Source organism: Clostridium sp. DFI.5.61 (assembly GCF_024462915.1).
GTDB lineage: Bacteria > Bacillota > Clostridia > Oscillospirales > Oscillospiraceae > Lawsonibacter > Lawsonibacter asaccharolyticus.
This window is the reverse complement of the sequence record NZ_JANGBZ010000002.1, coordinates 1-18,714: the sequence shown is the minus strand read 5'-3', so window position 1 is coordinate 18,714 and position 18,714 is coordinate 1. Positions and strand designations below refer to the sequence as shown.

Genomic DNA, 18,714 nt, shown 5'->3' with positions numbered 1-18,714 from the left:
TTAGTAGGCTCCGCGCCGGAAGTCGAGGGCGCGGGCGATGACGCTTCTGTAGTCGACTCTGCGCCCGATCTTGACGTCAAGCGCCAGCTTGACCGCCATCTGGAGGCCGTCCGGCGCATCGTCGTTCTTGCCCATCGGGTACTCGGTCATCTGCTTTAGCAGTGTCTTGTGTTTCTTGCTGAATTTGATGTAGCCATTCTTCACGAACGGCTGCAGGGACTGGATGCGTGCATCCTTGTTCTGCGTGCTGTTGATCTCCTCGATAGGGAGATACTCGCCGACCGCTGCCGCACGCTGCCGCATGATCTCGGCGAAGTAATACTGGAACTGCACCGTCTCCACGCCGAACTTGTAGTAGGGCCGCTTGTACTCCCGCTGGAGGCGTCGGCTCGCGTCGAGGGCGTCCTCAATGATCTGATCCGGCTTGCGCTTGGCAATGTCCGCGATCACGACATAGAGGTAGCCCGTCTGCGTGTCCTTCGCCAGTGCGATGATGGAGCTGGTGTCCGACTTCTTGTTCTTGCCCAGCGATGGGTCGTTCGCGCCGATGAAGAGAAACTTCGGGTCGGAGAAGTCTGGCTGCGCCTTGCCCTCGTCGTCCCAAAAGTCAAACCACTCTTCTTGGAAAGTGCAGTTCTCCGGGTCGATGGGGTCATTCTGGATCTCGCTGTTGAAGGACGCCTCACCCTCGGAGATGCGGATGACCATGAGGTCGTAGTAGGAGAGCTTCTCCTCCCATAAGACCGCCGTGCCCTCCAGCATCGCCTCGCGGTTCGCTTGGAAGAACTCCAGTGCATCCTCCTGTCGGTTGTCGTTGGAGAGATCGGTGAAGATGGATTCCCATGCGTCCCACAGCTCGCCGTTGGTGGCGAAGCTGATGACGCCCTGATAGCGCACCGACTTATAGCTCGGGTTCTTCGCTACGTTGGCCAGCAGCGCATCGAAGTGGAGCAGCGTGCCGATGTAAACGATGTCGGTGTAGGTGTCGCCCGCCTTGGAGACCGCCTTATAGAACCAGTCGCGGAGCTTCTTGCGTTGCTCCGGCGTGTTGACGTTCTCGTCGTTCTCCAGATCGTCGCAGACGATAAGGTCGGGACGCCACTGCTTGTGACGTCGGCCACGGATCTTCTTGCCCGAGCCGATTGCCTCAATCTTGACGCCGTTGGCCAGCAGGATGACAGAGGACTTCCAGACCTTGCCTTCCAGCTCGCCGAAGTCTTCCTTCAGGGCAGCGTTCTCCTCCAGTTCCGTCTTGATGTCGACGAGGAAGCCCTCGGCCTGTTCCGAGCTGTCAGAGAGGATGATGATGTAGTGCTTGTAGCCGTAGACGGCGGCGTGCAGGTCATCCTTGAAAGTGAAGGTCGTGCTCTTGGCGTGGCCACGAGGCGCTTCGATCGCACGGCGGCACCCATCCGCGCGGCTGATCCGCTTGGCGTCCACCTCCGGGTTCATCCCCTTCAGCACGCCCTCCCGCCATATCCTGTCCAGCTCGCCGTGGAACTTGGGCGACGGGCGGACGAAGTAGTGCGCGAGATAGGCCCGCCCGAAGTATTCAAGATCGAAGGCTCCGAGCTTCCGGCGCAGTCCCTTCGGCCCGGTCAGTTCCTTTCCGACCCTGAAGTCCTCAAGGAGCTGCGCCCGCTGCTCGGGAAAGTTGCCGTCCTTTGTGACGTACTGCTCGAACAGCTCCCGCTGATACGCACGGTTTGCGACCGTTTCCCGGTCTTCCGGCTCTGTGAGCTTTTCGAGGTAGTCGTTCAGGTCAATCTTCGCCATCTGCCAGCACCTTCTCTCTTGCACGCTCCAGCACGTCATGAAGCTCGCCAGCAAGCTCAGGGTGCTGCTTGATTGCCGCCATGAGCTCCGTCTCCATCTGCTCGAAGGCAAGCTCAGCTTTTTTCTTCATGTCCTGCCGGACGCGCTTTTCGTAGGTGGCGTTCCGGGCGAGGCTTGCGATGAGTCGCCCCGCCTTATCCAGCGGCATTTCCTGAAAGTCGTCCTCAGCGGTGCTGACTCGCTGCATGAGCCCGTCCATGAGCACCATCGACGCCGCCTTCGTGTAGTCGAGGTCGGGGTGGGCCTCCACCGCTTGAGCGATCGCCTGAGTGCGCTGGATGGTCTGCGCTACGCGCTGCGCCGCCTGTGTGGTGCGGATCGCATAGCGCCCGATCGCTGACTTACTGATCTCGTAGCCTTCAGCCTTGAGCCATGCCGCCAGTTCTTCATAGGTGTTGGAGGTGTCCGCAAGCCGGACGTCGAGTTGCCCTTTAATATCGTCCGGGAGCTTGTCGATCGTCGAGCTGACCCGCGTCCTCCGTCGCTCCGCCTTAGACATCGATGCCCGGGTCGTTGATCGTGCCCTCGACGAGATCGACGCCCTTGCGGGTGAGCTTGATGATGGAGTCCTTGCGGTAGGCGTTGTAGGCGTTCACCGATCGGTCGGTGAAGGTCACATAACCCGCCTCCTGCAGATACTCGATCGGCTTTGAAATGTCCGGCGAGTAGATCAGGCCGTCAGCGACGAGGGCGTTTGTGATCTGACGGACGAGCAAGGCGTTCTGACTGCCTTTTGCGAGGGCTCGGACGATGTAGCCCCGGATTGCTTTGTTCTTGCTGACCTCCTGCTCGGTCAGCTCGTCAAGGATTGCCATGAGGTCACTCCTCCTTTCCTTTGGCTTTGCCTCCGTAGAGGATCTGGTCGAGCTTGTCCTCGACCCTGTTCATGACCCGAATGTAGTCCTCCCGCGTCACATAGATCAGGGGGAGGTCTGCCTTCAGGTCGTTGAGGTTCTTGTCCAGCGTCTTGATGTCCTCGGCGTTCCGCTTGTCCGCCTCTTCAAGACTGGTGAGCGTCTTCTTCATAAAGAAGGTGAGCGCCCCGACGACGACGGTGCACAGCAGCGACGCCGCCGCGCCGATGAGGGCGGTGATCTGAGAGACGTCCATGTGCCGCCCTCCTTACCGTTCCGCTTCGCCTTCGATGAGCGCACTCTCCGGGAGGGTGATGTACGGCTCGTTCTGCTTGATCTTCAGCACAGCGGCCTCGATGCACTTCGTCAAATACTCGTCGAAGCTGCCGAGGTTCTTCGTGATGACCCGCTGCGCCTCCGGCGCGATCGACGCCTTGACCTCGTCAAAGACCTGTTTGCCCAGCGCGACCAGCTCCTCGCGGCTTGCCTTGCCGCCCTTGACCGCCTCGCGCAGCGCCTTTGCCGTGGTCTGCTCCATTGCGCCCACCGACAGCGTGGCGAGGTTCGCAACGTCCTCCAAGGCGTCGTCCAGCACCTTGCGGGTGGATGCGTCCTCGATCTGCGCGGTCTGCGCCTTCAGCTTGGATGTGCCGAGCCGGATGTAGTAGACCGCGTAGGCCCCGGCGAGGGCCAGCACGGCGAGCGCAACGTTGACCAGCAGCTCGGTCGCCGCGCTCTGAATGATCTCCATGCTCATGTTTGGTGTCCTCCTTTGGATATAAAAATAAGACTATGAGCTATGCTCATAGTCTTATTTTACCGTCCCTTTCAGGAACCTTATATATGTACTGCTTCTTAGAAATGTTGTCTTAGAACGTAGTGTTTTCCGGCTCGTCGCCGTAGTCGAGAAGGCTCATCTGTCCCTCCAGCTTCCCCTCGCCGCAGAGCTGCCGCACCCACCGCTCCGTCACGCCGTACTTGCGGGCGAGCTCGGGGTGGTTGTAGCCGTTGAACTCCGCTTTGATGTGAGCGTCTCGGACAGGGCGAAGGACACTCTCCGGCTTCTGGAGGTAGATGGTCGAGCCGCCGACGACCGAGCACAGCTTGTAGTAGTTCTCGACGCCGATCGTCTCTGCGATGATGCGGTTGTCGCCGTCAGGAACCATGTCGATCGTCAGTTCCTTTACGAGGTCTTCCATGTCCCGCCCTCCGCGTCCTTACTCGGTCACTTTTGTGAAGAGCTTCCCCAAGATACCGAACATCTCGCCGACCGTCACCTGCTCGCTGAACTTCTGCCGCCAGAACTCGGGGGAGTTGATGACGCCAGCCTCCACGAGCGTTTCAAGCCCCTCTAACTGATACGCCGGGAACTCCGGCTCCTGCTCCTCCGGCTCGCTCGGTGCGGACGGCTGGGGCACCTCGAACGCCATGATCTGCCCCAGCAGAGCGACGACCTTGCCGCCGTAGCCCTTGCCCGGTACGGCCCAGCCCTTGCCGTTGGGGTTGTCGCTTGCGCCCAGCCATTCCACATACTGCGCCGAGCCCCGTGTCACGAGGGAGAAGCGCGGGTCGACGCACCCGTTCACGAGCGCCTCCTTGGAGGCGTATGCCTTCAGGTGCTGGATCTGCGCCCGGACACCCGTGCGCGGGTCGGGGAAGGTCGCCGCCTGTCCTTTGGCGTTGCCGTTCAGCGCCCCGATGCCTGCGTAGTTGTTCTGCGTGGGGAGCACGATGCCGCCGTACTTGAAAAAGCCCGTCTCGTGGAGGCTCTGCGCAAAGGCGACGTCGCCGCGCACGCCCTCGGCCTCGCCCTCTTCGAGGAAGAACTGCGCCAGCTGCTCCAGCGAGCACGCCGGGAGCTGCGGCTCCGCGTTCTTGGATCGGGCGAACAGCGCCATCTGCTGTGCGTTCGCCTTGGCCTTGCCCATGATCTCCGTCTTGCCCGCCTCCGTGGTGGTCGCGCCGCCGTTCAGCTCCGTGAGCTTTGCGGCGACCTTCTGCTTGAACTGCGCCCAATGGGGCAGGATGTACAGCGGGCAGTTCTTCCTCGCGCCCTGCACGATGGAGTCCGGGTGGCCCATCCAGTGGTTGTGCGTGTACAGCTCGTTCACGCTCAAGCCGTGCTTCTTCAGCAGCAGTGCCGCCAGCAGCACGCCGTTCTCCTCTGCCTTGAGGTCTTCCTTGCTGCCCGAGCCGTCCATGATGATCTCGATGGAGAGCGTCGTCTCGTTGCCGCCCGTGGCCTTCCGGCCATCGCCCGCGTGCCAGCCCACCTCGTCCTCTCTCAGGTTCTGCCATGCGTTGATGTCGTCGACGTAGTAGTGGACGCGGGCGTCGTTCATGTTGGCGTTTGGCCACGTCGCACGGGTGTACTGCTCGGCGTCCTCCTCCACGTTCTTCAGGTCGTTGGTGTTGTGGATGGTCACGCCCTTGACCTTGCCCGTGCCGCCCGAGAGCAGACGGTCGGCCTTGTACTGTGCGCCCTTCTTGTACGCGCCGGAGTCCTTGGGCCAAACCGCGCCCCACGGGATGATCTTCTCGTTGATGACGAGGCCATGCTCCGTCCTCGTCGCGTCTGGTGTCAATTTTGCCATGATGTGAATCCTCCTATAAATTCATGACCGGGTTGTAGACCTTCTCGACATACTCCCCGATGCTGTATTGCTCGCGCCCCTCTTTTTTGAGTTGCTGCATGAACCGATCGGTCTCCACCGCCAGCTTCATCAGCTTCAGGATGCCAACCTGCTCCGATGTCACTTCGTGCAGCTCTGGCCCCACCGTTGCCATGATCGCCTTGCGGAGGTAGAAATCTGCGGTGTAGACATCCATCTCGCTGAAATCCTCCCACACCTCCCGGGCGAACTTCTTGCGGTTGAGCCGGGGCTTATCAGGTGGGAGAACGCCGTCCGCTTGGAGCTGCTTCTTGATCGCCGCACGCTCGGCCTTCTCCCGCTGCGTGAGGCGTTTCTTCCCCTTTGGCATTACATATCACCTCCCGCTGCTTCCGTGCCGTCTCCGCCCTCCTGTGGGCCGTATCCGAGCCTTGCGCGGTAGACATTCATCGCCCGCATGACCTGTGCGGTGGCTGCGTCGCTCGCCAGCTTCTCGCCAAGACGCTGCCGATCCTGCGCCGTACCCTCCGTGGAGGTTGCGCGAGGGATCTCCGCCATGTCCTCTGCGTGTAGCTCTGTCAGGCGGCGGGCAACATTGGGAGGGAGTTGTTCATAGTAGACCCGCAGGAACACAAGCCCCGTGTCCCTGCAGATGTCCATGCCGCTGCGGATGCTGTCCTGCATCCGCGCTATGCGTTCCAGCGCCGCGAGGATCGCTCGTTCCTCTATCACAGCTCCGCCTCCTTCCGGCGCTGCCGTGCGAGGATTGCCTTGAGCCCTTCGATGACCTTCTCGCATTGCGCCATGTTCAGCCATTCGATGCGGTCGACATGGGCCACGCGCTTGACAAAGCCTTGAATGCGGCGCGGGTCGTCATTCCAGCCCAGCGCCTCGCACAGCGCGTAGATCTTCCGGCGCTGCGCGGTGGTGCGGATGTCGCCGCCCGTGTCCGTGCGCTTGTCCCGCACACTCCGACTCACACTGTCCTTCATGTTCTGCAGCACGCGGGCAACAGTGTTGACCTCGCCCTGCGTCAGCATCTTCATGGACTCCTTGCCTGTCTCGCGGTAGACAACCGCGTGCAGGTCTTCGTCCGTGAGGTGCAGCTCCGGCGACTTCGCGATCGCCCACAGCGTGCGGATGGAGGGCTGTTTGCGCCCAGTCCTTGCTGCTGTCATTCCGTGAGCCCCCTTCCTCAGTTGCCCGCCTTGATCTGCTCCAGCTTGGCGATGTTCACCTCATAGCCGAACACGTCGCTCTGTTTCCACGTTGCGCCCACGGCGTTCACCGTGTCCTCACCGTACTTCTTCAGAGCCTCCTTGCTGACCTTCTCTTCCACCACGATGCAGTCCGTCATCTGGCGGGACTTGAGACGGCGGATGATCTCCTCCAGCTTCTCCTTCGCCCGGGGCAGCGAGACGGATGTGGAGAGCCGGAAGCCTACCTCGCCGAACGTCAGCACCATCGACTTCGTCTTGCCCATCTCGTCCCTGTGGTCGGTGACGAAGCTCTTGATCTCGCGCTCCAGCTTGGCCACATTGTCGTTGAGCGGCTTGCTCTGCTCCTCAGCGACCTTCTGTGCCCCTAAGATTTGCTTCTGCATATCGCTCTGGATCTCGCCCAGCGCGATCTGCGCCTCGGCGATCTGACGGAGGGCGTCGTTCACGTCCTCCCATGAATGGAGGCTCGGGGCCTCGACTACTCGTTTCCTTGCCATGTTTGCGGCTCCTTTCAATTTGTTAATGTTGCGGGCTTTACGCCCGGTAGTCTCGCTTGGTGCGCTTGCCGCGCTCCGGGATCTCGGTGAACAGTGCCACAAGACCCATCGGCAGCGTCAGGAGGATCGCTGTCGCGTCCCGATCCTCCGGCGTCCCGCCATAGGCCGCCATCAGGAGCAGCACGCCGGAGAGCAGGATGAGGATCGCTCCGCTGATGCGTTCTATTCTCATATTCGCTGTCCCTCCTCAAAGCATCATCATGGACGACGCCTGTGCTATGGTCTTCACCGTCACCGTCTCCTCGCCCGTCTCCTTGAGGATGCGTCGGACGTTAGAGAGCGTGCGGTCGAGCAGTCGGAAGCACCCGGTCTGCATATTGCACGCCCGCGCTTTCAACTCCACCAGCGCCTCCGGCTCGATCTGGAAGTCCGTGAGATAACCCTCCACCTCCGAGGGGGAGAGGCCCCGCAGCGAGGCATAGAAGTCCACCCGGTTCGCCATACGCACGAGGTAGGTCTTGATCTGTGCCTCCAGTTTCGGCTCGCCCGCGATCACAAGACCCACGTCGCTCTGATCGAACACCGCCCGCAGGATCTCCATTTTCTTCTGTGTGTACTTGCTCACCAGCTTGTCCGCCTCGTCGATGATCAGCAGGTAGCCCTTGTTCGTGTTGAAGAACTCCCGGATGCCGTTCACCCTGCGCCAGATCGTGCCGTAGCCGTTTGGAAGCCCGATGCTCCGTTCAATCGCCTCCACAAGGTCGCGGCTGCTCATGGTGTCGTCGCACTCGATGTAGGCCACGCGGGAGAGCTTCGCGTACTGCCGCAGGGCGTAGGTCTTGCCGTAGCCACTGCGGGCGACTACGATGCCGAGGCCAATGTACTCCTGACAGCTCTGGCATACACCGAGTACGGCCTTCGCGTCCCGGCTCTCAAAGAATACGGGCGTCTGCCACGTCTTGCCCTCTGACTTCGCCAACGGCGTCGTCAGGTCGACCGCCTCGCCCGTCTGCCGGGTGAGGAAGTCCGTCAGCTTGCTCTCAAGGTCGTTCGGGTTGCTGTCATACTTGCCCGTGAGATACCGGGAGACGGTGGTGCGGCTGTAGCCGATGTCCTTGGCGACCGCCGCGATGCTTGAGTGCTGCGTCTGGATGTAGTTGTTCACGCGCTGTGCGAGGGGGCTGATGTTGGTGTAGATTGCGGTGCGCTCCGCTGCTGTAACTTCCATGATGTACCTCCGTTATTATTCGTTCATCGCTCTCAAAAGGGAGAGTGCCTTGTCGCCTTTGGCGTTGAGGAAGGTGTCGTCCGTGGCCTTCTTCCGGCTCGTCTTGCTTGCCTGTTCCGATCGGAACATTCTGTCCTTGGGCAGGGAGACCAGCTTCTGGCTCGGCGTGGCCTTGATGGTCAGGTCGATCATACCCACTGCGTTCGAGGCTCTCGTGCTGCCGTCCTCGCCGCGCAGCTCGTAGGGCGTCGTGTAGCCCTCCAGTATCTCCCGCGTCTCCGAGCTCTGTCGGTTCTGATTTTTCAGGTGCGCCTGCAGGAGCTCCAGCGAGCAGTGCTCGTCATAGCCCAGCGCCTCGGCAGAGACCGCCTCGCAGATCTTCTTGCCGCTCATTTCGTAAACATAGAGCTTGGTGACGTCGTCGACGTCCCACTTGATCGTGACCTTCTTGTCCTTGTAGTAGCACAGCTCGTAGTCCGTGTAGAGGATGCCGAACTTGGTGATGCCTTGGCTGTTGACCGTCGCTACCGATCCGCTCATCAGCAGCATTGCCGCGTACTCGCGGGGCGGCGCTGCCTTCTCGAAGCGTGGGCCGTTGGTGAACATCTCGCCCGGTGTGACCCACTTCTCGCCCGCGTCGGCAAGGCCGCGATGCTTCTTGCCTTGGTAGTGCTTCTCCTTCCACTTCGTCCACTCCGCGAAGAACTCCTCCATCGTCAGCAGCTCCCCGCGCTCCAGCATCTGATCGATGTTCTTCTGGCGCTTGGCGGCGGTCTTGGAGCCTGTCAGCGTGCCCGTGTAACTGTCGAACCGCTTGGAGAAGTTCGAGCACACCGTGCCGAAGGTTCGCTCGATGTCCTTGACCCATGCCTGATACGGCAGGGCGCGGCGCACGCGCTCGATGCCGATGCTCTGATAGAAGCCCTGTGTCTCCGCGTCGAAGTCGAACACGATCTTCCGCTCCTTGCGGTTCTGGCCCGTCAGCTCCTTCTTCGTGTAGTCCTTGCCGTTGTCGATCAGGATGCCCTTCGGCACGCCCGCCGTGTAGAGCATCTTCACCAGCGACTGCTTCAGCGTGTCGCCGTTGGCCTGTACGCAGATCACGTCGCCCACGATCGAGCGGCTCTTCAAGTCCATCCACGCCACCAGCACCGGGCGCACGGCCTTGATCTTGCCGTTCGGAGCCGTCCACTGCACCCAGCAGTCGAAGGTGTGCTCGTCGCCCACCACCAGCTCCATGACCTCGAGGCTCACGGTCTCCCGCTTGCCCTTGAGCATCATCTTGTTCCGCCACTCCCGCGTCCCGTTGGCTGCAAGGAATCGGGCGGACTCCGCGCCCCGCTGCTCCATGATGTATTTGATGTACCGGGCCACCGTCTTGATGGAGGGATACTCCTCCCACTCCCGCCGCTCCGCCTCCAGCTCAAACCGCTCATAGAGCATCTCGATCGTGCCGAGGTTCGCCGCGAACCGCTTGTCGAACCAGATGTTCTCAATGATCGCCTTCTGCTCGTCCGTCAAGCTCGGGAACGTACCCGTCTCCTTCGGCTTCCTGCACAGCGCCAGCGCCCGGAAGTAGTCCCGGCTCTTGCCGTCTTCCTTCTCCAGCTTCAGCGCCCATGCGTTCGCCTCCAGCACGTTCTTCATGTAGCGGTACAGGCTCTGCGGGCTGATCCCCAGCCCCAGCGCGTACCGCTCGGCGTAGCCCGTGCGGTCAGGGCCGTCATAGTCGATGAAGTCCTGCACCCGTGCCGCCAGCTCTACCGCCTCATAGAAGCGCTTCTTGTTCGCCTCCGTGTACTGGTTCAGGTCGGCGGTGACGTACCACGGCACGGCCTCCTGTGCTCTCTTGTCTATGATGACCTCACTCCCTTCCACCTTCTGCGCGGCTCGCCATGCCTTCCGCGCCTTTGCCGAGAGGGAGCTTGTCGAGATCAACACCTGATCCTTGCCGCCGCCCTCCCGGGCCTGTGACTTTACGTTATGCTGTTCGGGGCTTCTTTGAACGCGCTTCTTCATGGCCTCGTAAGTGATACCTTCAAAAGCCGCTGCCTCCTCCAGCGTGATGAATACGTCCGGCACTCCGTTCCCTCCCTTCCGTGCGTCATGCCGCGATCGCCCGCTCCGCCTTCTTCGGGTCGAGCGCGAGGGCGGCGATGATCGCCGGGAGGTACTTCTCACCCGAGCGTGTCCCGTTCAGGATGTAGCTCATGTACTGTGGGCTTGTGCCCACCGTGGCCGCCAGTTCCGCCCGACTCATGTCCCGGTCAGCCAGCGCCTTCACCACCATCTTCCCGAACGGCGTCAGCCGTTTCTTCGGGCCTCTCATCGCTTGCCCTCCTTTCCCATCGTTCTTAGACTTACTTCCGAATGACCGCCCAGCCCAGCGAGACCGCCACACCTATGAACGCGGTGACGCTCACGGTGGGGACGGGGCAGCGCATCAGCAGCAGCGCCGCCGCGAAGCCCAGCGTCGCGAGGATGATGAGTCCCGCTGTGATGAGGAACGCCGCCGCGCTTTGCGCCGTGCGCCCCGCACGCTTTCGCGCCTCCCGCTTCACTTCTCTCTCAAGTAAGTTGAGAACGAGGTCGTAGCTGCGCACGCTCTGCGCCGCTTCAAAGAATTGCTGCTCCATCCCCGGCAGCGCCCGGAACGGGTCGCGGGGGTTGCCCGCCTCCCGCAGCCGCGCCGCCGCGTTTCGCCGTGCGATGACGGTAGCGCCGATCGCGGTCTTGATATCTTCTGTGCTGAACATTCTGCTGCTCCTTTCCTTTGCCCTCCCGCTCGTGTATAATGGAGCTGGGCCGCTGCCCGGGGAGGGGGTGTGTATATGACTAAGCACGATAAATATGTCAAAGAGATTGCCAAGACTCCCGCTATTCTCGGGATAACCACAAGCATGGTCGCGCATGAATTGGGTGCGAGAGCCTTGGCGAAAATCCTCATGGAGAAGGGCGTGTTCACTTATGACGAGTGGCGCGAGGCTCTTCAATTCATGTCGGAACGTTTTGTCGATATCCACATAGACGGTATTTTTGAGGAAGAATACTCGCCGGATTTCATCGACCTTCGCGCCGATAAGGAGTGAGCTTTCCTAAGCGCTTGCCGTCTTTAGTGACTGCTTCATACCCGTTTTCGCTCTTGCTGACGAGAACCACCTCGCCGATGTGCAGCGAAAGATTTTGACTGTTGAAGTAGCCATCGCCAACTCTTACGCCCCATAGCGTAACCCGGCGAGTTTCGCTTGCGTTGGCACTGCTAAAGTGAAGACCCTTCCCATCCAGAGCCGTCCGCTTGTCGGGCGGCTCTTTCACTTTGAGTGGCTCGCCTGTCAGCCATGCCAGCCAGCACGCGCGGCAGCTCACGCCGTCACAGTGGGCGGGGATGATGGGCGGGCACGGTGCGGAGATGATGTCCGCGATCTCGCCCGCCGTGGCCTCCGGGGCCTTGAGCAGTTCAAGTCCTGTCATGCTGCGCCTCCCGGTATTTCTTCACCGCGTGGTTCATGGTGTAGAGGTGGTTCAGCTCCCGGAGCAGCCGATCATACTCCCGCTGCATCGTCTCCCTCGCGTGGCCCGTCAGCTTGCCCATCTGCCCGTCGACATCGACCGCCATGCGGAACACGTTGCGGTAGATCGTGCAGTCGTTCTCCGGGCACTCGCCGAGAAGCGCCGTCCCGAGCTGGTGGAGCTCCTCCAGCCGATGCGCCGGGATGCGCTCTGTCTCGTGCTGGAAGCCGTTGAACAGCTCGCCGCCGTCCTTGGTGTGTTCGTCCACCTCCCGCAGCAGGTGCCGCAGCCGGGAGAGGTCTTCAAAGCTCACGCCCTCCAGCACCGTCTCCCACGCTGCGCCCGCCTCGGCGATCTGCGCCGCATAGTGCTCGCACTCGTTCTCCTGCAGGATCTGTCCGTCCCGCAGCGCCGCAAGGTAGGCCAGCGCCTCATGCCCGCGAAGCAGGGCGGTCAGGGTGTCCTCAGCGTGCCTCACGCCCTCGATGTGCTCCCGCAGCGCTCGCTCGCTCCGCTCCCGGATGCGTAGGTCTTGTGCCTCCGCGTCCTCGTAGAGCTGTCCCAGCGGGCACTTCGCGCAAATGGCGTCCAGCTCCTCCTGCGTGTGTCCGGCCCGGTTCTTGCACCGTTCGTCGCACACGAACGCCAGCAGCTCTTCGGGGTTGCGCGGCATGGGGCCGTCCAGCCGTCCCGCGCCGAAGGTGTCCGGGTCGGTGATGACCTCGCTCTCCGGCAGGAAGCCGATCTGATGCAGCGCCATCTTGAAGCCGTAAAGCTCGTGCGCGGCGGTGCGCGGGTCGGTGTCGGGGTAGTGCTTGCTCTTGACCTGCGTGGCAAGGCGGCGCGTCCAGCCCTCAATCAGGGCGGTGGGCTCCACCGCCTCCTCGGTATAGCTCTCATTCGTTTCCACGGCGGCGGTGTAGGTGGGCGGCTCGTCCGTGATGTCCTCCTCGGACTCCAGCCCCCGTGCCAGCTCCACGGCCACCTCCAGCGTGTCCGCGTCGTCGTACTCCATCGCGCCCCGGTCGATGTCCAGATTGCCCGTGTAGACCTCCGCGTCGATCACGCCGTACTCTCCGAGGGCCGTGCCCTCGTACTCGCGCTTCTCGCGGTCGTTGAACTTGACCACGAGGAAGCCGTTGATCTTCTTGATCTTTCTCATGCTGCCGTCATTCCTTTCTGCCCTGCCATCTTCAGACCGGGTGGGGCAGTTCCCGGTGACGCCCTTCCGGGCGTTTCGGCTTAGTGGTGGGTCGCTTCAAAGTTCTCAATCGCCCAGCGGTTGCCCGTGGCGTACACAGCCCGCCGCGTCCGTTCCTGTGGCGTTTCCCGCCTCGGCATGGCCGCCAGTGCCTCCATCATGCCGCACCTCGGGCAGATGTCTGTCTGGTTGTCCGCTCGCGACAGCGCGGGCGGCTCGTCGTATGCTCGCCCACACAGCGGGCAGATGTGCGGTTGCTCCTTCATGCTGCTGCTTCTTCCTGCAAAGCTCATCCGGCCAGTGGCGGGATGACGCGGATCGTGTCGTGGTACTTGTTCAGAATGATCAGCTCGCCGTTTGCTTTCTGCTTCACGACCAGCCAGTTCTCCGGGGCGAGGCCCGCTTGCCCGAGCCGGATCTTCTGCTTGCGGGTGGGCTTCTTGCCGCGTCTCATGATCTGCCTCCTTTCCTTTTCTCGGCGTTTGTGGTAGAGCAAAAGCGAACGGCGGTCGGCGGAATTAAATCTAAGAGTCGCTTAGGTGTTGGTGGGCTTTAGCAGTCCGTCAGGGTGTCGCCCTTGACCTCGTAACGATTGGGGCCGATGATGACGAAGGCCAGCATATTGGTCGTGCCGTCATGGTTGACCTGATTGATCGCCTCGTCCAGCTTGCCGTTGGTGACGTGGACTTTCTCCATGCTGCCGGTGCCGGTGTCCAACAGGCCGAAGCCGTTGGCCTCCTCCGGGGTATCTCCGACAGTGGTGAGGGCCATCTCGTCGGGGGTGATCTCGTTGCGGCCCGGTTCCAAGTTGAAACCCGCCTCCGCCTCCTTCAAGGCGTCGTTCGTCTCTTCCAGTGTGGCCTCGCCAGTGGTGTACTTGAACAGGATGTCTGCGATGTCGTTCTTCATGTTGTCGTTCTCCTTCTGAAAAACGCCTCCGCCGCTCGCTTTTACTCTACCGTTCGCCGATTTGCTATTTCCTTTTCGGTCGGGGTGTGCTATGATTTATTTTGCTTTATTCATAAACCACTTTTCGCACTTAGTATAGCTCGCATTTACGAGTTTGTCAATAGTTTTGCGTGTGAATTACCCGCAATTTCGAGGAGGTATTTTTGTGTTCAGTGCCCTACTAAAAAAACTACGCTCTGAAAAGAACCTTACCCAAGGCCAGCTTGCGAAAGAAGTTGGCGTTTCTCCCGGAAACGTCGGCGATTGGGAGACTGGGAAAAGCAAGCCGGGGTATAATGCGCTTGCTTCGCTTGCCCGAATTTTCGAGGTGTCCGCCGACTACTTACTCGAAATTGAACCGTCCCCCGCAAAAGCGAGCGACGACCTCTTCGCCCATCAGAAGACGGCGGGTTTGATCTGCGACGGCTCGCCGCTGGAGGGCGAGGAGGCCGATCTGATCGCCATGTATCGCCTCCTGCCGGAGGAGCAGCGGGAGGACATTTTTGACCTCGTTCATCTCAAATATCGAAAGCACGTCGAACGGAAAAAAGAGTCTATTTACTGGACGTATCACAACGGCAGCTCCGCAACAAAAAGCGGCCCCGCCGAGGACGCTGAAGCCCAAGGTGGAACCGCTTGATTTTTTGCGCTGTTTTGATTTAGTTGTAAATCTGTTTTCTGTCCCATTGATGAAGCGGCGAAAAACGAGGGTCGAAAGCCCGAAAACCCTTGAAAACAGGGCAATGGGACACAGTCCCATCGGTTTTGCAGATTTGTCCCATTGCTCGCCGCCTGTTTTGCCCCGCTTCGCCGCCCCGCCGCGCACGCCTCGCACGGCCAGCGCACGCCCTAATCCCCGCCGATCCGCGCCGAAAAGCCCCGTTTTCCCTAAAACTCGCACGCTCTAACGCTCCGTTAGCACGCTTGCCCCTCTTGCAATCCGCCGCCGCGTCTGCTACAATAGCAGCATGAGCCGCGAAGCTCTCGTCCTCTTGGTCTGCTGCTGTGACTTCCGGGACGGGGCCGAGCGGCTCATACCATCTAAAAGCCTCAGAAATGCCGTTATACGGGCGTTTCCGGGGCTTTTTTGTATTCTGCGTATGTGTGCGCCTCGCCGCGCCGCCGCCGTTGTGCGGCCTCGTGAGCGTAAAAAAGCGCCGACCGCCGCCGACGCATCCTCATCTCAAGATTGTTGATAATTCGCGCCTCCGTCCCGCGCCGAAAGTCGCCGTTTCCCGCGTATTTCAAGGGTTTTCCCGCCGTCTCCCCCCTCATCCCGCCCTATCCCGCATTTCTCAAATATCCTGTCTCCCCACAGCAGGTTTTTCTCCTCCGGTTTGCGGGTAGAGTCCATATCCACATAAAGGATCAGGCTTTTGAGCAGATTTGCCTCGCCATTATCCCAGAAATGATCACTCTCACCATCTCCCTTCGTGTTGGCGATGATGACATCGGTAAGCACCTGTGCCATGAGGGTGTCCCCGCCCAGGTCGAACATACAGTTCCAGGAGTCGCCAAGTTCCGGCTGTAACAGATTGTAGACCCGAACTAGATAGCCGTGCTTGCGAAACAGTTCTGCCGTGTCCGCATACATTTCGGATTTTGGATCTGAAATCACCACGGATTCCCCGCGCCGGATACTCTGGAACAGCGCCGGGCGGATGATTCCGCGGGATTTCATTGTTCCGCTTGCGCCGAAGACGGCAATGTGCTTATTGAGCCGGGTATCCTCCGGCAGACAAATGACGGCTCCTTTCTCCGTCTTGCCTAAGATAATCCCCTTCGCATGGCCGGGGCTGCTGATCTCCAGGATGGCACGCATCTCCTTGTCGCTCATCCACCCCGCTGTGCCATAGGTCCCCCGCTTACTGCGGGAGAAATTGCGAGGATCATAGTCGCCATTGCCAAATCGATCTTGGAAATGGATGAAAAGATATACACCACTGCCGATGACTGCCACAAGGGCAACGCATTTCAGACCGCTTGCGGTCATGGCGCTCCGCCAGCAGCACACCGGCGAAAAACAGATCGCGTCCATTGTGGCTTTGCCAGTGATCCCGCCCTCTGCAAGCCACTTCTGATAATTGAGGTTGAATTGGTTGACCAACCCACCTATGTAAAAAATCGCCGCCATACTCAGTATGACGGCGAGTACAATTCCTATTGTGCGAATATACTTCGACTGCATGGCAGTCCCCCCTTCCAGTCAGATCTCATCTGCCTGAGGTCCGATCCCCAGCGCCGCCTCCAAGTCAGTCATGCTGATTTCACGCAGCTGTGCCCGAGGGCCGATATACCCGTGCAGGAATGGGCATTGCCAGGGGAAACACATGATCTCATATGGGACCTTGCTGTGCTCCAGCGCCTGCCGCACCCGCACAAGCCGTGCGATGTCGCCGTCCAAGTGGGAGAGAATCAGGGTATTCCCGTTTTGAGCGTCATACTCCATCACGCCCGGTCCCACTGTACGCATCTGCTCCGGAAAGACAACTGACAGGACCCGCTCTTTCCAGTCTGGGAGCGTTAGGAGCCTCAGCAGTCGGATTCCCTGCTCTGTCATTGGGATAAAATGTACGTGTGGATAGATACGGTCAAAACGCAGTTCTATGCGGCCGCTTTTATCCGACTCCAGCAAGGTCTGCAGGGCCAAATCCATATTCTCTCCCAACAGAAGTGCATGGTCTGCCCGGGCGGGGCCTGCATTCATACGGGATAATTCTTCCAAATGCCGTGCTGTCTTGAACTCGCCCATACCGCTCCACTTCATCACTGCATTGCGCGTGTTATAGACAGCATAACAGTAACCAGGGCTGAAGAGCGCGCCCGTGAGCCGTGTGAAAATCGTCTTGTTCATTTCCGCATGGTCCAGCCGCTTCACGGATTTTGCCGTGTAAAAACTCGCCCCATCCAGTACAACCTGCTGAATTGCCCGCCTTTGGAGAACAGGCAGTAGAAAAGGACGTGTCTCCACGTCCGCAACCAAGCACATCGCCACCGTCTCTGCGACTCGGTGGTTGCGCTCGATATGTTCCGCACTCCCAGAAAAACGATGATTTCGAGTGATGTCTAAATAGTGTGCGAGGGCTGCCGGATGGAGGGTCTGCAGGAGGGGGAGCGCACTCTTATACAGCCGGATTGTCCGCCGCTCGCCCCTCCCACTTGTGGTAATCATTTTACAGGAGCCAAGGTCTGCCCCAGTGGAGGTGCGGAAGTCCTGCACATGCTCCAGCCGGTGGACAAGGTCCTCCAGCGTCCGGCTGCTGCCTAACAGATGCAGAGAGCGCATGGGGTATTCCCCAGCAATGGCCAGTAAAAGCAGCAGGCGGTAAACATGACTGCCCGGTCGCAGTGTGATCATTGGGACTGCCCGGTCGTGTCTGATTTTAAGGCATGGCTTTTCCTCTCTTTGCCGCAAAACGCCTCCCTGTCACCTTGGGAAACCCTTGATTTTTCAGGTATTTTCCTGCGTTTCGGATTTACGTGGAAAAATGGGGTGAAACTGGGCCTCAAATCCCGTACTTTTTTAGTCCCAAATTTCGCTCGTTTCATACAGTCTTTCCTCCTCCAAATCATTCGCCTGTTCTGCCGCCAGCCATGTGGGGAACCGGCTGGTTGGGATTACATAGACCTCCGTCTGATCCTCTGCCCCGGCGGCGCTGCAATAGTAGTGGGCGCATCGCCGCGGCGCATCATCCGGAAGCAGGTACAGCGTGATGATGTCTGTCACCATGTTGACCTCAATGTTATCGTGGTCCCGATAGGCACGCTCCGGACGTTCCCGACAGTACACATGGCGGTAGGCCAGCACGCAATTTTGATAGAGAGCCGGCGGCTTTCCAGCAAAATAGCGCCGCAGCGCCGGGTAGAGATACTGCTGGATGTAGATGGGGGAGCCGGACTCCTTCTTCGGCAGCAGTGCAGGGATCTGCAAACGAAACCACCCACGCTTTGCATATCCCATCTCCACGGGGATCGTGTCCATCAGCATCTGCTCCTTCAGTTCCGCTGCCTTGGGATGTCCGGTATAGGCTGGCAGGACACGCGCAAGAAGCGCGAGTTTCTCTACCTCCGCGGAAAATGCGAATGCCGCCCCGAACGCACCGGCCATGTCCTCCCGCTCCAGCAAACGGCGAGTACGGGCTAATTCCACCGCCGCTCTTCCCGCCCGATGCTCCGCTGCTCCAAGCGCCCGCTCAAACTCAGACCGCGGCATAGGTGTCCCCCTCGCTTTCCGTAAAGAACCGTACATCCGGCGTCTCCTGTCCGTTGTAATCCACAGTCGCAAACAGGTGAGGCGCAGATGGCAAGACCAGCTCCTGCGCCATGTTGATATGTGGCAGGACAAGGATATACCGCAGATCCTCCTGAGGCTGAAGCAGTCTGGTCAGATGCTGTTCGCCATCGTAGAGGACAACAATCTCATATCCAATATCTTCTTTGAGGAAGAAAATCTGGGACGGATAAGTAGCGGGATAGTGAGCCATAGGGTCCACCCTGTCAATGAACTGCAGCAACACCCATACGGCAAGGATCATGCGCTGATCCGGCTGGCACATGGGGTCCACCCCCAGATAGTACCCGCCGGAGATTTCGTGGAGCATGACCTCGTTCTTGAGCGCACGAATAATCTTTTCTGCCGTCTTAGGCGGTTTGTCCTTCAGCATTCGGACAATTTGCGCTTTAGGCAGCGGCCCATACTCTGTCAGCCAATGGATGATATACTGTTCTTCCTGTAACAGCATAGTTTTGTTTCCCTCCTATTACAATATATTTACGGATCAAGGCACGGCAGCCAGCCGTGTCTTTTT

Annotated in this window: 28 protein-coding genes; 2 read left to right on the top strand and 26 right to left on the bottom strand. The window is 59.9% G+C overall.

Annotation, left to right across the window (positions count from 1 at the left end):
- The 16 genes from terL to NE584_RS01615 all read right to left on the bottom strand — a co-directional run bounded on the left by terL (position 1) and on the right by NE584_RS01615 (position 11,003).
- Positions 1–1,776 (bottom strand): phage terminase large subunit, encoded by a 1,776-nt coding sequence (terL, locus tag NE584_RS01690; protein ID WP_256181537.1) that lies wholly within the window; start codon positions 1,774–1,776, stop codon positions 1–3.
- Positions 1,763–2,335 carry a DUF3486 family protein gene (locus tag NE584_RS01685; RefSeq protein WP_055188831.1) on the bottom strand — a complete coding sequence of 191 codons (573 nt, stop codon included), beginning with the start codon at positions 2,333–2,335 and terminating at the stop codon, positions 1,763–1,765. The genes terL and NE584_RS01685 overlap by 14 nt, the downstream gene beginning before the upstream one ends.
- Complete coding sequence (locus NE584_RS01680; protein WP_005936271.1) at positions 2,328–2,651, bottom strand: hypothetical protein; 324 nt, start codon at positions 2,649–2,651, stop codon at positions 2,328–2,330. Before NE584_RS01680 ends, NE584_RS01685 begins: the two co-directional genes overlap by 8 nt.
- A gap of 4 nt (positions 2,652–2,655) precedes the next feature.
- Positions 2,656–2,946 carry a hypothetical protein gene (locus NE584_RS01675; RefSeq protein WP_227611883.1) on the bottom strand — a complete coding sequence of 97 codons (291 nt, stop codon included), beginning with the start codon at positions 2,944–2,946 and terminating at the stop codon, positions 2,656–2,658.
- Positions 2,947–2,958: 12 nt separating this feature from the next.
- Complete coding sequence (locus tag NE584_RS01670; RefSeq protein WP_227611882.1) at positions 2,959–3,447, bottom strand: hypothetical protein; 489 nt, start codon at positions 3,445–3,447, stop codon at positions 2,959–2,961.
- 112 nt (positions 3,448–3,559) lie between these two features.
- Entirely contained in the window at positions 3,560–3,889 is a 330-nt protein-coding gene (locus NE584_RS01665) for a Mor transcription activator family protein (RefSeq protein WP_005936263.1), read from the bottom strand.
- An 18-nt stretch (positions 3,890–3,907) separates the two neighbouring features.
- Positions 3,908–5,284 (bottom strand): N-acetylmuramoyl-L-alanine amidase, encoded by a 1,377-nt coding sequence (locus NE584_RS01660; protein WP_227611881.1) that lies wholly within the window; start codon positions 5,282–5,284, stop codon positions 3,908–3,910.
- 13 nt (positions 5,285–5,297) lie between these two features.
- On the bottom strand, positions 5,298–5,672 hold the full coding sequence (locus NE584_RS01655; protein WP_005936257.1) for a hypothetical protein: 375 nt from the start codon (positions 5,670–5,672) through the stop codon (positions 5,298–5,300).
- The gene (locus NE584_RS01650) at positions 5,672–6,034 is read right to left on the bottom strand and encodes a translation initiation factor IF-2 (protein WP_187016067.1); all 363 of its coding nucleotides are present in this window, start codon (positions 6,032–6,034) and stop codon (positions 5,672–5,674) included. Before NE584_RS01650 ends, NE584_RS01655 begins: the two co-directional genes overlap by 1 nt.
- Complete coding sequence (locus NE584_RS01645) at positions 6,031–6,480, bottom strand: regulatory protein GemA (protein WP_005936250.1); 450 nt, start codon at positions 6,478–6,480, stop codon at positions 6,031–6,033. Before NE584_RS01645 ends, NE584_RS01650 begins: the two co-directional genes overlap by 4 nt.
- Positions 6,481–6,497: 17 nt before the next feature.
- A complete protein-coding gene (locus NE584_RS01640) occupies positions 6,498–7,019 on the bottom strand; it encodes a host-nuclease inhibitor Gam family protein (protein ID WP_055188839.1) in 522 nt (173 codons plus the stop codon).
- Between the two features lie 37 nt (positions 7,020–7,056).
- Complete coding sequence (locus tag NE584_RS01635; RefSeq protein ID WP_097772100.1) at positions 7,057–7,251, bottom strand: hypothetical protein; 195 nt, start codon at positions 7,249–7,251, stop codon at positions 7,057–7,059.
- Between the two features lie 15 nt (positions 7,252–7,266).
- Positions 7,267–8,247: an AAA family ATPase gene (locus NE584_RS01630; RefSeq protein WP_005936243.1), complete on the bottom strand. Its 981-nt coding sequence runs from the start codon at positions 8,245–8,247 to the stop codon at positions 7,267–7,269.
- Positions 8,248–8,262: 15 nt separating this feature from the next.
- The gene (locus NE584_RS01625) at positions 8,263–10,329 is read right to left on the bottom strand and encodes a Mu transposase C-terminal domain-containing protein (protein ID WP_256181532.1); all 2,067 of its coding nucleotides are present in this window, start codon (positions 10,327–10,329) and stop codon (positions 8,263–8,265) included.
- A gap of 22 nt (positions 10,330–10,351) precedes the next feature.
- On the bottom strand, positions 10,352–10,576 hold the full coding sequence (locus NE584_RS01620) for a helix-turn-helix transcriptional regulator (RefSeq protein ID WP_005936238.1): 225 nt from the start codon (positions 10,574–10,576) through the stop codon (positions 10,352–10,354).
- A 31-nt stretch (positions 10,577–10,607) separates the two neighbouring features.
- On the bottom strand, positions 10,608–11,003 hold the full coding sequence (locus tag NE584_RS01615) for a hypothetical protein (protein ID WP_256181531.1): 396 nt from the start codon (positions 11,001–11,003) through the stop codon (positions 10,608–10,610).
- A gap of 75 nt (positions 11,004–11,078) precedes the next feature.
- Between NE584_RS01615 and NE584_RS01610 the strand changes: the two genes are divergently transcribed.
- Positions 11,079–11,336: a hypothetical protein gene (locus NE584_RS01610; protein WP_256181530.1), complete on the top strand. Its 258-nt coding sequence runs from the start codon at positions 11,079–11,081 to the stop codon at positions 11,334–11,336.
- On the opposite strand, the gene NE584_RS01605 is transcribed toward NE584_RS01610, so the two are convergent.
- From NE584_RS01605 to NE584_RS01585, 5 genes are all read right to left on the bottom strand, one after another.
- The gene (locus NE584_RS01605) at positions 11,308–11,718 is read right to left on the bottom strand and encodes a hypothetical protein (protein ID WP_256181529.1); all 411 of its coding nucleotides are present in this window, start codon (positions 11,716–11,718) and stop codon (positions 11,308–11,310) included. The genes NE584_RS01610 and NE584_RS01605 overlap by 29 nt on opposite strands.
- Positions 11,705–12,919, bottom strand: a complete 1,215-nt coding sequence (locus NE584_RS01600; RefSeq protein ID WP_256181528.1) for a hypothetical protein — start codon at positions 12,917–12,919, stop codon at positions 11,705–11,707. Before NE584_RS01600 ends, NE584_RS01605 begins: the two co-directional genes overlap by 14 nt.
- A gap of 80 nt (positions 12,920–12,999) precedes the next feature.
- A complete protein-coding gene (locus tag NE584_RS01595; RefSeq protein ID WP_035395002.1) occupies positions 13,000–13,224 on the bottom strand; it encodes a hypothetical protein in 225 nt (74 codons plus the stop codon).
- Between the two features lie 23 nt (positions 13,225–13,247).
- Positions 13,248–13,412, bottom strand: a complete 165-nt coding sequence (locus tag NE584_RS01590) for a hypothetical protein (protein WP_166444379.1) — start codon at positions 13,410–13,412, stop codon at positions 13,248–13,250.
- A 98-nt stretch (positions 13,413–13,510) separates the two neighbouring features.
- Entirely contained in the window at positions 13,511–13,867 is a 357-nt protein-coding gene (locus NE584_RS01585) for a hypothetical protein (protein ID WP_238044192.1), read from the bottom strand.
- A gap of 205 nt (positions 13,868–14,072) precedes the next feature.
- Between NE584_RS01585 and NE584_RS01580 the strand changes: the two genes are divergently transcribed.
- A complete protein-coding gene (locus NE584_RS01580) occupies positions 14,073–14,546 on the top strand; it encodes a helix-turn-helix domain-containing protein (RefSeq protein ID WP_227145858.1) in 474 nt (157 codons plus the stop codon).
- 543 nt (positions 14,547–15,089) lie between these two features.
- On the opposite strand, the gene NE584_RS01575 is transcribed toward NE584_RS01580, so the two are convergent.
- From NE584_RS01575 to NE584_RS01555, 5 genes are read right to left on the bottom strand one after another with little or no spacing between them, the layout of a single operon-like run.
- Positions 15,090–16,094 (bottom strand): type IV secretory system conjugative DNA transfer family protein, encoded by a 1,005-nt coding sequence (locus NE584_RS01575; RefSeq protein WP_256181524.1) that lies wholly within the window; start codon positions 16,092–16,094, stop codon positions 15,090–15,092.
- An 18-nt stretch (positions 16,095–16,112) separates the two neighbouring features.
- Positions 16,113–17,264 (bottom strand): hypothetical protein, encoded by a 1,152-nt coding sequence (locus NE584_RS01570; RefSeq protein WP_055179579.1) that lies wholly within the window; start codon positions 17,262–17,264, stop codon positions 16,113–16,115.
- On the bottom strand, positions 17,261–17,455 hold the full coding sequence (locus NE584_RS01565; RefSeq protein ID WP_145984960.1) for a hypothetical protein: 195 nt from the start codon (positions 17,453–17,455) through the stop codon (positions 17,261–17,263). The genes NE584_RS01570 and NE584_RS01565 overlap by 4 nt, the downstream gene beginning before the upstream one ends.
- Complete coding sequence (locus NE584_RS01560; RefSeq protein WP_050624220.1) at positions 17,430–18,119, bottom strand: DUF6100 family protein; 690 nt, start codon at positions 18,117–18,119, stop codon at positions 17,430–17,432. Before NE584_RS01560 ends, NE584_RS01565 begins: the two co-directional genes overlap by 26 nt.
- Positions 18,106–18,648 carry a DUF5697 family protein gene (locus NE584_RS01555; RefSeq protein WP_050624219.1) on the bottom strand — a complete coding sequence of 181 codons (543 nt, stop codon included), beginning with the start codon at positions 18,646–18,648 and terminating at the stop codon, positions 18,106–18,108. Before NE584_RS01555 ends, NE584_RS01560 begins: the two co-directional genes overlap by 14 nt.
- Between the last annotated feature and the right edge of the window lie 66 nt (positions 18,649–18,714).

Coding starts and splice junctions, on each gene's coding strand:
- NE584_RS01610 (WP_256181530.1), top strand. CDS start 11,079: ATGACTAAGCACGATAAATATGTCAAAGAGATTGCCAAGACTCCCGCT.
- NE584_RS01605 (WP_256181529.1), bottom strand. CDS start 11,718: ATGACAGGACTTGAACTGCTCAAGGCCCCGGAGGCCACGGCGGGCGAG.
- NE584_RS01675 (WP_227611883.1), bottom strand. CDS start 2,946: ATGGACGTCTCTCAGATCACCGCCCTCATCGGCGCGGCGGCGTCGCTG.
- NE584_RS01645 (WP_005936250.1), bottom strand. CDS start 6,480: ATGACAGCAGCAAGGACTGGGCGCAAACAGCCCTCCATCCGCACGCTG.
- NE584_RS01565 (WP_145984960.1), bottom strand. CDS start 17,455: ATGAAACGAGCGAAATTTGGGACTAAAAAAGTACGGGATTTGAGGCCC.
- NE584_RS01570 (WP_055179579.1), bottom strand. CDS start 17,264: ATGATCACACTGCGACCGGGCAGTCATGTTTACCGCCTGCTGCTTTTA.
- NE584_RS01600 (WP_256181528.1), bottom strand. CDS start 12,919: ATGAGAAAGATCAAGAAGATCAACGGCTTCCTCGTGGTCAAGTTCAAC.
- NE584_RS01640 (WP_055188839.1), bottom strand. CDS start 7,019: ATGGCAAGGAAACGAGTAGTCGAGGCCCCGAGCCTCCATTCATGGGAG.
- NE584_RS01560 (WP_050624220.1), bottom strand. CDS start 18,119: ATGCCGCGGTCTGAGTTTGAGCGGGCGCTTGGAGCAGCGGAGCATCGG.
- NE584_RS01585 (WP_238044192.1), bottom strand. CDS start 13,867: ATGAAGAACGACATCGCAGACATCCTGTTCAAGTACACCACTGGCGAG.
- NE584_RS01655 (WP_005936257.1), bottom strand. CDS start 5,672: ATGCCAAAGGGGAAGAAACGCCTCACGCAGCGGGAGAAGGCCGAGCGT.
- NE584_RS01555 (WP_050624219.1), bottom strand. CDS start 18,648: ATGCTGTTACAGGAAGAACAGTATATCATCCATTGGCTGACAGAGTAT.
- NE584_RS01620 (WP_005936238.1), bottom strand. CDS start 10,576: ATGAGAGGCCCGAAGAAACGGCTGACGCCGTTCGGGAAGATGGTGGTG.
- NE584_RS01680 (WP_005936271.1), bottom strand. CDS start 2,651: ATGGCAATCCTTGACGAGCTGACCGAGCAGGAGGTCAGCAAGAACAAA.
- NE584_RS01615 (WP_256181531.1), bottom strand. CDS start 11,003: ATGTTCAGCACAGAAGATATCAAGACCGCGATCGGCGCTACCGTCATC.
- NE584_RS01660 (WP_227611881.1), bottom strand. CDS start 5,284: ATGGCAAAATTGACACCAGACGCGACGAGGACGGAGCATGGCCTCGTC.
- NE584_RS01665 (WP_005936263.1), bottom strand. CDS start 3,889: ATGGAAGACCTCGTAAAGGAACTGACGATCGACATGGTTCCTGACGGC.
- terL (WP_256181537.1), bottom strand. CDS start 1,776: ATGGCGAAGATTGACCTGAACGACTACCTCGAAAAGCTCACAGAGCCG.
- NE584_RS01575 (WP_256181524.1), bottom strand. CDS start 16,094: ATGCAGTCGAAGTATATTCGCACAATAGGAATTGTACTCGCCGTCATA.
- NE584_RS01635 (WP_097772100.1), bottom strand. CDS start 7,251: ATGAGAATAGAACGCATCAGCGGAGCGATCCTCATCCTGCTCTCCGGC.
- NE584_RS01685 (WP_055188831.1), bottom strand. CDS start 2,335: ATGTCTAAGGCGGAGCGACGGAGGACGCGGGTCAGCTCGACGATCGAC.
- NE584_RS01590 (WP_166444379.1), bottom strand. CDS start 13,412: ATGAGACGCGGCAAGAAGCCCACCCGCAAGCAGAAGATCCGGCTCGGG.
- NE584_RS01670 (WP_227611882.1), bottom strand. CDS start 3,447: ATGAGCATGGAGATCATTCAGAGCGCGGCGACCGAGCTGCTGGTCAAC.
- NE584_RS01630 (WP_005936243.1), bottom strand. CDS start 8,247: ATGGAAGTTACAGCAGCGGAGCGCACCGCAATCTACACCAACATCAGC.
- NE584_RS01595 (WP_035395002.1), bottom strand. CDS start 13,224: ATGAAGGAGCAACCGCACATCTGCCCGCTGTGTGGGCGAGCATACGAC.